Origin of the sequence: Nonomuraea cypriaca (assembly GCF_015645445.1) — a bacterium.
Lineage (GTDB): Bacteria > Actinomycetota > Actinomycetes > Streptosporangiales > Streptosporangiaceae > Nonomuraea > Nonomuraea cypriaca.
This window is the reverse complement of the sequence record NZ_JADOGI010000031.1, coordinates 56,218-65,918: the sequence shown is the minus strand read 5'-3', so window position 1 is coordinate 65,918 and position 9,701 is coordinate 56,218. Positions and strand designations below refer to the sequence as shown.

The 9,701-nt window shown below is 72.6% G+C and carries 11 protein-coding genes; 9 read left to right on the top strand and 2 right to left on the bottom strand.

The window, feature by feature from the left end; genetic code table 11:
• The 9 genes from ITP53_RS13325 to ITP53_RS13285 form a co-directional block, all read left to right on the top strand.
• On the top strand, positions 1-712 hold a 712-nt coding region (locus ITP53_RS13325; protein ID WP_195895672.1), incomplete at its 5' end, for a type II secretion system F family protein.
• Entirely contained in the window at positions 705-1,625 is a 921-nt protein-coding gene (locus tag ITP53_RS13320; RefSeq protein WP_195895671.1) for a type II secretion system F family protein, read from the top strand. The genes ITP53_RS13325 and ITP53_RS13320, both read left to right, overlap by 8 nt.
• Positions 1,625-1,861: a hypothetical protein gene (locus tag ITP53_RS13315; RefSeq protein ID WP_195895670.1), complete on the top strand. Its 237-nt coding sequence runs from the start codon at positions 1,625-1,627 to the stop codon at positions 1,859-1,861. Before ITP53_RS13320 ends, ITP53_RS13315 begins: the two co-directional genes overlap by 1 nt.
• Positions 1,858-2,289, top strand: coding sequence for a TadE family protein (locus ITP53_RS13310; RefSeq protein ID WP_328814395.1), 432 nt, complete (start codon positions 1,858-1,860; stop codon positions 2,287-2,289). Before ITP53_RS13315 ends, ITP53_RS13310 begins: the two co-directional genes overlap by 4 nt.
• Entirely contained in the window at positions 2,286-2,750 is a 465-nt protein-coding gene (locus ITP53_RS13305; protein WP_195895669.1) for a TadE/TadG family type IV pilus assembly protein, read from the top strand. Before ITP53_RS13310 ends, ITP53_RS13305 begins: the two co-directional genes overlap by 4 nt.
• Positions 2,747-3,157, top strand: coding sequence for a flp pilus-assembly TadE/G-like family protein (locus ITP53_RS13300; RefSeq protein WP_236050773.1), 411 nt, complete (start codon positions 2,747-2,749; stop codon positions 3,155-3,157). Before ITP53_RS13305 ends, ITP53_RS13300 begins: the two co-directional genes overlap by 4 nt.
• A 97-nt stretch (positions 3,158-3,254) precedes the next feature.
• A complete protein-coding gene (locus ITP53_RS13295) occupies positions 3,255-5,951 on the top strand; it encodes a BTAD domain-containing putative transcriptional regulator (protein WP_207755920.1) in 2,697 nt (898 codons plus the stop codon).
• A complete protein-coding gene (locus tag ITP53_RS13290; RefSeq protein ID WP_195895668.1) occupies positions 5,948-6,586 on the top strand; it encodes a hypothetical protein in 639 nt (212 codons plus the stop codon). Before ITP53_RS13295 ends, ITP53_RS13290 begins: the two co-directional genes overlap by 4 nt.
• A complete protein-coding gene (locus ITP53_RS13285; RefSeq protein WP_207755919.1) occupies positions 6,583-7,515 on the top strand; it encodes a hypothetical protein in 933 nt (310 codons plus the stop codon). The genes ITP53_RS13290 and ITP53_RS13285 overlap by 4 nt, the downstream gene beginning before the upstream one ends.
• A gap of 135 nt (positions 7,516-7,650) precedes the next feature.
• On the opposite strand, the gene ITP53_RS13280 is transcribed toward ITP53_RS13285, so the two are convergent.
• Positions 7,651-8,151 carry a methylated-DNA--[protein]-cysteine S-methyltransferase gene (locus ITP53_RS13280; protein ID WP_195895666.1) on the bottom strand — a complete coding sequence of 167 codons (501 nt, stop codon included), beginning with the start codon at positions 8,149-8,151 and terminating at the stop codon, positions 7,651-7,653.
• Entirely contained in the window at positions 8,148-9,638 is a 1,491-nt protein-coding gene (locus ITP53_RS13275) for a DNA-3-methyladenine glycosylase 2 family protein (RefSeq protein WP_195895665.1), read from the bottom strand. The genes ITP53_RS13280 and ITP53_RS13275 overlap by 4 nt, the downstream gene beginning before the upstream one ends.
• Positions 9,639-9,701: the final 63 nt, after the last annotated feature.

Genomic DNA, 9,701 nt, shown 5'->3' with positions numbered 1-9,701 from the left:
CACCCGCACCGCGATAGCCGCCGTGGCCGCCACCATGGTCCTGCTGGTCACCGGCTGGCCGGTCGTGGCGGTGGGCACGGTGTTGCTCGTGTTCGCCTGGCGCGGACTGTCCGGCGGCGCCGCCGAGGAGCGGGCCGCGATGCGCCGGCTCGAAGGGCTCGCCGCCTGGACCGAGTCCCTGCGTGACACGATCGCCGGCGCGGCCGGGCTCGAACAGGCCATCCCGTCCTCCATCAGGGCGGCCGCCCCCACGCTCAGGCCGCACCTGCGGGCCATGGTCGACCGGCTGCACACCAGGATGGCGCTGCCCGAGGCGCTGGCGCTCTTCGCGGACGAGCTCGACGACCCGTCGGCCGACCTCGTGATCGCCGCGCTCATACTCAACTCCCGGCTGCGCGGCCCCGGCCTGCGCGACGTGCTCGGCGCGCTGGCCGTCTCGGCCCGCGAGGAGCTCGACATGCGCCGCCGCGTGGAGGCCGAACGCCGCGCGACCAGGCGCAGCGTCCAGATCGTGGTGATCACCGCGCTGGCCTTCGCCGCGATCCTCGTCGTGTTCAACCCCTCGTACGTCAGCGAGTACACCTCCTTCCTCGGCCAGGCGGTCCTGGTGATCGTGGCCGGCCTGTTCGGCGCGGGGTTCGCGTGGATGAGGCGGCTGGCCAGGTTCGACAAGCCCACGCGGCTGCTCATGGGAGGAGGCGGCCATGATTGAGGGCGCGCTGGCCGGCGCCGGGCTCGGGCTCGGACTGTTCGTCCTGCTCCGGGCGCTCTTCCCGGCCCGTCCTGGACTGGTGGCGCGGCTGCTGGCCCTGGACGCCGTACGCGAGGACGCGGGCGCGTCCCGCATCCCGATCCTGCTGCCCGACGAGCAGGTCGGCGCGTTCCGGCGCAGTCTCGGCGCGCGGCTGGCCCGCCTGTACGGCGCCCGCGGCTGGGAGGCCAGGTCGGTCAAGGCGGACCTGGCGTTGCTCGGCCGCTCGTTCGAGGCGTTCCTGGCCGGCAAGGTGCTGCTGGCCGTCAGTGGCCTGCTGGCCTTCCCGCTGCTGCTTGGCTGGCTGGTGGTCATGGGGTGGGGAGCCTCGCTCGCCGTCCCGTTCTGGGCCGCCGTGCTCGTGGCGGCCGTGTTCTTCTTCCTGCCCGACCTGCAGGTGAAGCGGGACGCGGCGGCCAAGAGGCGCGACTTCCGTCACGTCGTGGGCGCGTTCCTCGACCTCGTCTCCATGAACCTCGCCGGCGGCCGCGGCGTCCCCGAGGCCCTGATGATGGCCGTCTCGGTCAGCGGTGAGCAGCCCAACTGGGCGATGGGCCGCATCCGCGACGCGCTGGGCGGCGCCAGGATCGTCGGCATCACCCCGTGGCAGGCGCTCGGCCAGCTCGGCGAGGAGATCAACGTCGACGAGCTGCGCGACCTGTCCGCCGCGCTCGGCCTGGTGGCCGACGACGGCGCCAAAGTACGCACGTCGCTGACGGCCAGGGCCGCCACCCTGCGCCGCCGCGAGCTGGCGGAGATCGAGGGCCGGGCGGGCGAGCGTTCGCAGTCGATGCTCGTGGCCCAGCTCCTGCTCTGCGCCGGTTTCGTGATCTTTCTCAGTTTTCCCGCCGCTATGAAGATGTTGGGGGTCTGATGCACCATCCCTGGATCGTTTACCTCACCGCGTTCCTGAGCGAGCGCGTCCACCGCGCCCGCACCGCGCCCACCCGAGGCGCCTCGGCCGTCGAATGGGTGATCATCACGGCCATCATCGCCGGCGTGGCGCTCGGCCTGGCCACACTGATCAGGACCCTGGTGGAGCAGCAACAGGGTCAGATCGAGCAGAGCTTCGGCGACGGCGGCGGCGGTGGCGGTGGTGAAGATCCGTGAGGAGCCGCACCCGGCGGGGTGAGCGGGGCGTGACGGCGGTCGAGCTGGCCCTGCTCATGCCGATCATCCTCGCGGTGGCCCTGCTCATCGTGCAGGTGGCGCTCTGGTTCCACGGCCGTCAGGTCGCGGAGGCGGCCGCCAGGGAGGGCGCCAGGGTGGCCAGGTCGGCGCCGTTCGACTCCGGTGACTGGGAGGGCGCGGCCACGGCGAAGGCCACCGACATCGTTCGCGCGATCGGCCCGCGGCTGCTCAGCGGCGCCACCGCCACGACGTCCGAGCAGGAGCCCGACGAGCGCTTCGTCACCGTGACCGGCAGCGCCGTACAGGTGATCCCGCTGCTGCCCGACCTCACGTTCACGATCACCGCGACCGCGGGCGGGCCCGTCGAGTGCTTCCGCCCCGACGACGGCGGCGAGGACTGCGGATGAGCGGGCCCGATCGGCGCCCCACAGCCCAGCGGGTGTCCGGAGGCGAGCGGGAGTCCACACCCCAGCGGGGGTCCGGGGCCGAGCGGGGGTCCATGGCTGTGGAGACGGTGATGCTGGCTCCGGTCTTCCTGCTGTTCCTGATGTTCCTCGCCGGCGCGGGCGTGCTGGTCGAGTCCCAGGGGCGGGTCAACGGGGCGGCCAGGGACGCGGCCCGCGCCGCGTCTGTGCAACGCACGTTCGACGACGCCGAGGGCGCGGCCGAGGCGATCGCCGAGGACGCGCTCGACGGTCCCTGCGGGTCCCCGTCGGTCTCACTGGATGAGGCCGGATGGGAGCAGGGCGGCCAGGTCGAGGCCGAGGTCTCCTGCGAGCTGGACCTGGGCTTCCTCGGGTTCGGCGCGAGCAAGCGGCTGACCGGCACGGCGGTGGTGCCGCTTGAGCAGTTCAGGAGGATCGAATGAGGGCCGGCGAGCGGGGGTCCATGTCGGTGTTCACCGTGCTGTTCTCCGTGGTCGTGTTCCTGCTGGCGGGCCTGCTGGTGGACGGAGGCGCGGCGATCAACGCACGGTTGCGCGCCGCCGACGTGGCCGAGCAGGCCGCGCGGGCGGGCGCCGACCAGATCGACGTCGACCACCTGCGCGCCACCGGCGAGACCCGGCTGCTCGGTGAGGACGGCGTGTGCGCCAGGGCCGACGAGATCGTCACGGCGCAGGGCGGCGACGACGTGGCCAGGGGCCAGTGCGCGGTCGACGGGGAGCAGGTGACCGTGACCGTGTCGGTCCGATGGGAGGCGTTCTTCCTGAGCGCGGTCGGCTTCCCTGGAGCCGAGATGCTCGGCGAGGCCAGTGCCGCGCCCGAAGCGAGATAGACCGATCCCGCGCCCCAAGCGAGATAGACCGATTCCAGCCACTCGATGGCCTGCGCAACACACGAGGCAGGACGCTGGACATGAGAGGGGAGAGGCGATGCCGACGCGACAGCCCGCGCGTCCATCCGGACGCCACACGCCCGCGCGCGCCAGGGCCAGGCGCGGTGCCGGCGACGTGTTCGCCGGGCTCGCGGCGCTGGTCGTGCTGGTGGCGCTCGTGGGCGGGGTGCCGTACGCGCTGCTCATGTTCGTCGGGCCGCCGCTCGCGCCCGAACTGCTCGACCTCGACCTGCTCACCAGCCGCGTCGGTCCGAGCACGATCGTGGCGGTGCTGGTGCTGCTGGTGTGGCTGGCCTGGTTCCAGCTCTTCGCGTGCGTGCTCGTCGAGGTGTACGCCGGGGTCCGCCGGGTCGGGATGCCCGCCCGCGTACCACTCTCCGGTGGCACCCAGGTCCTGGCCAACAAGCTCGTCTCTGCCGTGCTGCTGCTGTTCACGGCGGGGGCGATGGTCGCGCCGATCGCGAAGCTGACGCCGACGCCCGCCGCCACCCCCGTGACGACGGTCGCGTACTCCGCGCCCATCGTCGAGCAGACGCTCGAAACACAGAAGACCAAGAAGGTGTACGTCGTCCAGCCCCCGCACGGCCGGCACCACGAGAGCCTGTGGGAGATCGCCGAGAAGTGCCTCGGAGACGGACGCCGATATCCCGAAATTTACCGGCTTAATCAGGCGAAGGAGCAGCCGGACGGAAGCCGTCTCCGGATGGCCGACCTGATCAGGCCCGGCTGGGTGCTCGACATGCCGGACGACGCCAGGAACGTTCACATCGTCCCCACCGACCAGCCACGCAGCAAGACGTTGAAAGAGCACCCGGGCCGCGCCGAGGTCCCCCAGGGCCAGGCCGAGCGCAAAGAGACCGAGAAGAAGTCCGAGGCGAAACACCGCCAGCCAGAGCAGCGGCAGGACGTCGTACGTCCCGACCAGCAGCCCGTCGTCATCCAGGAGGGCCACGAGAGCGACCTGGTCGACTACCTGGCCAGTGCCTCGCTGGCCGCCGCCGGGCTGCTGCTGGTGCTGGCCAGGCGCCGGCGCGAGCAGCTCTGGCGGCGCGTGTTCGGCCGCAGGATCGCCCGCCCGCGCGACGACGCCGCCAGGGCCGAGGTCGCGCTCAGGCTGGGCGGCGACGCGCCGGGCGCCCGCGTCCTGGACGTCGGCCTGCGCGTGCTCGGCGCCGAGCTGGCCGCCCAGCACCGCACCCCGCCCATCGTGTACGGGGCCCATCTGTCCCCCCGCACGCTCGACCTGTGGATTCACCCGCCGGACGGCGACGCCCCCCAGCCGTGGACGGCCGAGGACGGCGGCCAGGTGTGGCGGCTGCCCGCGCACGAGGGCCGCCTGCTGCCCGACCACGAGCCGGGCGGGGCGCCGTACCCGGGGCTGGTGTCCATCGGCACGGACGCGAGCGGGCGCGTGCTGATCGACCTGGAGGCAGCGCAGGGCCTGATCAACGTACGCGGCCCGCAGACCACGGCCGCCCTGGCCGCCCTCGCCGTCGAGCTGGCCACCAACCGCTGGTCCGACCGCATGCGCGTCACCCTCGTCGGCTTCGGCGAGGAGCTGACCGCGATCGCCCCCGACCGGATCAGGGCGGTCGGGAGTCTGGCCGAGGTGCTGCCCGAGCTGGAGGCCACCGCCGCGCCGCGCAGGGAGGTGCTGACCGGGCGTGTCTCCGGCAGCCCGCGCGACGCCCACTACCTGCTGTCGTCGGTGGCGCCCACGCACGAGGAGGCCCGCAGGCTGGCGCTGCTGGCCCGCAAGGACACCGCCGGCTACGTCGTGGCGGGCGACGTCCCGCACGCCACCTGGACGATGGAGATCACTGAGGACGGTAAGGCCAGGATCGCCGAGCTGGGCTTCGAGGTGACCGCGCAGCTCCTGCCCCGCCGCCACTACAAGGCGCTGGTCGATCTCTTCCGCACCGCGGGGCGGCTCGACGGCGAGGCCGTGCCCCAGGCAGAACCGCTGCAGGGGCTGCACCCGCCCGCGGTCGAGATCAGGATCCTCGGCCCCATCGAGGTCGCCGGCCTGCCTCCGCTGGAGGAGGGCAGGATGGCGCTGGCCACCGAGCTGCTCGTCTACCTGGCCACGCACCCGGGCGGCGTGCATCCCGCGGTGCTCGGCGGGGTGTTGTGGCCCCGGGGCGTGCAGGCCATGGTCAGGGACGCCACGATCGCCAGGGTCGCCGAGTGGCTGGGTCCCGAGCACCTGCTCACCGACGAGGCGGGCCGGTTACGGCTGGGGCCCGAGGTCCGTACGGACTGGGCGTTGTTCCGCGAGCTCGTACGCCGCTCACAGGGCGACCCGACGGCCGGTGCCGTACTGCTGGAGAAGGCGCTCGGCCTGGTCAGAGGCCCGTTGCTGACGGGCAGGCCGCCAGGAAGGTACGCCTGGCTGGCGGCCGACGACCTGGAGTACGACGTGGCGGCCGGAGTGGCGGACGCGGCGCACCAACTGTGTGAGATCAGGCTCGCGAACGACCGGCCGGACGCGGCGGTGGCCGCCGTACGCGCGGCGCTGCTGCTCGCGACCGACGATGAGGGCCTGTGGCGCGACCTGCTGCGGGCCACCCACGCCACGGAGGACACCGTACGCCTGCGCGCCGTCGTCGAGGGCCTGACCCGCAGGGCGGCCTCGCACCCGTACGGCGGCGGGATGGCACCGGAAACCGAGGCATTGATCGAGGAACTGCTGCCCACGTGGCGCATCCACGTGGTGAGGGAGTCATCCGCATGAGAAGAATGGCGATACTGCTGGCCCTGCTCGCCGTAGCGGGCTGCGGCCAGCCCGAACGACCGTACGCGCCCAAAGAGGCGCCCGCACCGGCGACGAGCTCGGCCGCCGCGAAGACGGAGAGCCCGGCACCGGCCGAGCCCGCCGAGGACGAGACCGCCGAGGACGAGCTGCCGTCCGGGCCCCAGACGGTCCAGGTCGCCGAGAACCTGCGGGCCAGGATCGAGTGGCCCACCGACCCGGACCCGCTGCTGAAGGTCATGGTCGACCAATACGTCGGCACCCGCAAGGCCGTGGCGGAAGCGGCGTCGGGCTACGGCCACAACATGGAGATTCAGGCGGAGGCGCAGGCCACCGGCTGGATCCGCGAGTTCGCCGAGCGGGACCAGTCGATGCGCGGCATCGGGCGGGTCTACAACCTGCGGGTCGCCTCGGCCAGGCCCAAGGGCGCGCAGATCAACGCGTGCATCGACGAGACCGGCATTCGGCTCATCTCAGCCAGCACCGGGAAGGCCGTGGCGCGCCAACCCGGCTGGACCCGCGCCCCCTACCCCGAGAGTGTGATCGTGCACCGCGGCGACGACGGGGTGTGGCGCATCAGGACGTATCTGGACACGGCGGAACGGTGTACCCGATGAAACCTCTCATCTCAGTGATAGCGGTGGCACTCCTCCTGTTCGGCGAGAGTCCCCCGCCCGACCCGGGCGACCAGGCCACGGTCACGCGGGACGGTAGGAATGTGACCACGGAGATCGCCCTGCCGGGCGAGCTCAACGTCTTCGGCGATGGCGTCAAGAGGGGTAGGGGCGACGGCTATCGGATCAAGAGCCCCTGCTGGCACGAGCCCTTCATGAACGCCGAAGACATGCTCAAGTTCCAGACCGACCCGCGTACCCATGCGAAGAGAATCCTGGCCGACGAGGAGAGCTTCCTGGCCCACACCCAGCAGTTCAGGGATAAGAAGGACCAGGAGGGATTCTGGTGGACGCCGAACTACGACGCGGCCGATCCCGAGGGCTCGGCCTGCTACGGCGAGCTGGAGCAGTTCGTGTTCGTCCCGCCGAACACCACGCCGCCCTCGGGGATCACGCTCGAACAACTGGCGGAGATCGCCAGGGCCTCGATGACCGTCCCCGAGCACACGATCAAGCTGAACCCCGACGCCAAGAGCTTCGTCAACCTGCCGACCTGGGTCTGGCTGGAGGGCATCGGCGAGCCGCGCCGTACGGTCACCGCGGAGATCCCCGGCTTCATGAGCGTGACCGTGGTCGCCACGCTCCAGAGCATCAAGATAGACCCCGGCACCACCGAGGAACGGGCCGAGACACACCAGGAGGGCTGCGGCGTCGGCGGGAAGCCGTACACCAAGGGCGGCACCTTCGCCTGCGGCGTACGCTATCTGCGCTCGTCGATCGATCAGCCGGGCGAGAAGTACACCCTCGGCGTCTCGACCGTGTGGCCGGTCGAGGTGGTCGACAACGTGGTGCCGGTCGAGTTCCCGCCCGTGGAGGTCGAGACCACGCGGGACGTCGAGGTGGGTGAGATCCAGAGCAACGTCAGGCCCTAGGCGATCACCGCGGCGAGCGGGGCCGGCTCCGGCCGCCGGCCCCCCGGTGCGGTCCGTCCCTGCAGACCCGTGTGCTGGACGCCGCGGCCGGTGCTCCCGCGCCCGCCTCGGCCGCCGGGATGTGGGCGGGCGCGCCTACGGTCGCCGGGATTCGTGGGCGATGAGCCACTCCTTGACCGGTACGCCGTAGTAGTAGCCGCCGTATCCCCCGCCGCTGGGCAACACCCGGTGGCACGGCACGAAGGGCGCGATGAGGTTCTGGGCGCAGGCCGAGCCCGCCGCCCGTGCGGCCGTCCGCGGCAGTCCCGCGCGTACGGCCAGCTCGGCGTACGACACCGTCGTCCCCGCCCTGACCTCCCGCAACGCCTCGTGGAGCCGCTGACGGGTGGGCGTGCCGGGCTGCGAGACAGGGACGGCGTCCAGGGCGTCCAGGTCGCCGTCCAGGTAGGCGCGTACGGCGTCCGTCGCCGGCCCGGCGTCGGCGACGACCTCCAGGCCCTCGGACTGCAGGACGGGCGTGAGGCGTACGAACATCTCCTTGGGCTCGGCCGTGAAGCCGGCCGCAACCAGCACGCCCTCGCGGGACAGCAGGGACAGCGGCCCCACCGGAGTCGGTACGAGCTGAGCCGTGATCATGAGCAGCTCCAGAGGTGCAGGGCGGCGTACGCCCGCCACGGGCGCCACCGCTCGATGTGGTCGTCGGGAATGCCCAGGGCGGCCATGCGCTTCCTGAGCACGAGGTCGCCCGCGGGCCAGGCGTCGGGGTCGCGCAGCGCGCGCAGCGCGATGTAGCCGGCCGTCCACGGTCCGATGCCGGGCACCTCGAGCAGCCCCGCCACCGCCTCCGCCGGATCCTGGCCGCCGTCCAGGTCGATGCGGCCGTCGGCCAGGCGCGCGGCCAGGTCCTTCAGCGTGCCGATACGGCGGTTGGTCAGGCCCAGGCCGGTGAGGTCGGTCTCCAGGAGGTGTCCTGGCGTGGGGAAGAGGCTCTCCGGCGCGGCGGCCCTGGCCACGATGCGGCCCAGGAGGGTACGCGCGCCCGCCACCGAGATCTGCTGGCCCACGACCGCGCGGACGGCCAGTTCGAAGCCGTCGAACGTGCCAGGCACCCGCAACCCCGGACGGGCCGACACCAAGGGCCCCAGCGAGGTCTCACCGAGGATCTCGGCGATGGCGTCCGGGTCGGCGTCGAGGTCCAGAAGGCGGCGGCAGCGGGCCACGACGCGGGCGAGCTGCCGGGTGTCGGACACCGAGACGTCCAGGGCGATGTGGTCGCGGTACGGCGTGAGCGTGATCGTCCCGCCCGGCACCGCCCGCGCGTACGACGTCTCGTCGGCCACCTCCAGCCCGGGAATGGCACGGGAGGCCAGGAACGCGAAGACCCCCTCCACGTCGTACGGCTCCCGCCGGTGCAGCCGCAACCGCAACGTCGCCGGCCCCGCCGCGCCGGCGACCGTCAGGCGTGCCCCCGCGTCGGCGACCGTCAGGCACTCCGCCGCGTCGGTGGCCCCGGTGGGCGGGGTGGCCCGGCTGGCCGCGGTGATCTGGGCGAACCCCGCCGTGGCCCGCAGCTCGCTGGGCGTGAACCCGTACGTCTCCCGCATCGTCGCGTTGAACTGCCGGACGCTCCCGAACCCCGCCGCGAACGCCACGTCCGTCACCGGCAGCCCCGTCTCCGTCAGCAACTGCTTGGCCAGCAGCAGCCGCTTCGTGCGCGCCACCGCCAGCGGCCCGACGCCCAGCTCGGCCGCGAACAGCCGGTGCAGGTGGCGCTCGGTGATGTGCAGCCGCCTGGCCAGCCCGGCGACGCCGTGCTCGTCGGCCGCCCCGTCGTCGATCAGCCGCAGCGCGCGGCCGATGAGGTCGCCGCGCAGGTCCCAGCCCGGGTCGCCGGGGGAGAGCTCGGGACGGCAGCGCTTGCACGGGCGGAACCCGGCGGCCTCGGCCGACGCCGCGTGCCGGTAGAAGCGCACGTTGCGGAACGAGGGTGTGCGCGCCGGGCAGATCGGACGGCAGTAGATGCGCGTCGTCGTCACCGCGGTGTAGAAGCGCCCGTCGAACCGGGCGTCCCTGGCGGAAAGCGCCCGGTAGCAGGAGTCGAAGTCGAGCTCGAGTGGCGGCATGTCAACGAGCGTATGCGCTTCCCAAGTGTGCCGACTGGCGGAAATCGGACATCGTCACGGGTG

Excerpts from the sequence above, each read along its gene's own strand:
- ITP53_RS13320 (WP_195895671.1), top strand. The coding sequence starts at position 705 with ATGATTGAGGGCGCGCTGGCCGGCGCCGGGCTCGGGCTCGGACTGTTC.
- ITP53_RS13315 (WP_195895670.1), top strand. The coding sequence starts at position 1,625 with ATGCACCATCCCTGGATCGTTTACCTCACCGCGTTCCTGAGCGAGCGC.
- ITP53_RS13305 (WP_195895669.1), top strand. The coding sequence starts at position 2,286 with ATGAGCGGGCCCGATCGGCGCCCCACAGCCCAGCGGGTGTCCGGAGGC.
- ITP53_RS13300 (WP_236050773.1), top strand. The coding sequence starts at position 2,747 with ATGAGGGCCGGCGAGCGGGGGTCCATGTCGGTGTTCACCGTGCTGTTC.
- ITP53_RS13295 (WP_207755920.1), top strand. The coding sequence starts at position 3,255 with ATGCCGACGCGACAGCCCGCGCGTCCATCCGGACGCCACACGCCCGCG.
- ITP53_RS13290 (WP_195895668.1), top strand. The coding sequence starts at position 5,948 with ATGAGAAGAATGGCGATACTGCTGGCCCTGCTCGCCGTAGCGGGCTGC.
- ITP53_RS13285 (WP_207755919.1), top strand. The coding sequence starts at position 6,583 with ATGAAACCTCTCATCTCAGTGATAGCGGTGGCACTCCTCCTGTTCGGC.
- ITP53_RS13280 (WP_195895666.1), bottom strand. The coding sequence starts at position 8,151 with ATGATCACGGCTCAGCTCGTACCGACTCCGGTGGGGCCGCTGTCCCTG.
- ITP53_RS13275 (WP_195895665.1), bottom strand. The coding sequence starts at position 9,638 with ATGCCGCCACTCGAGCTCGACTTCGACTCCTGCTACCGGGCGCTTTCC.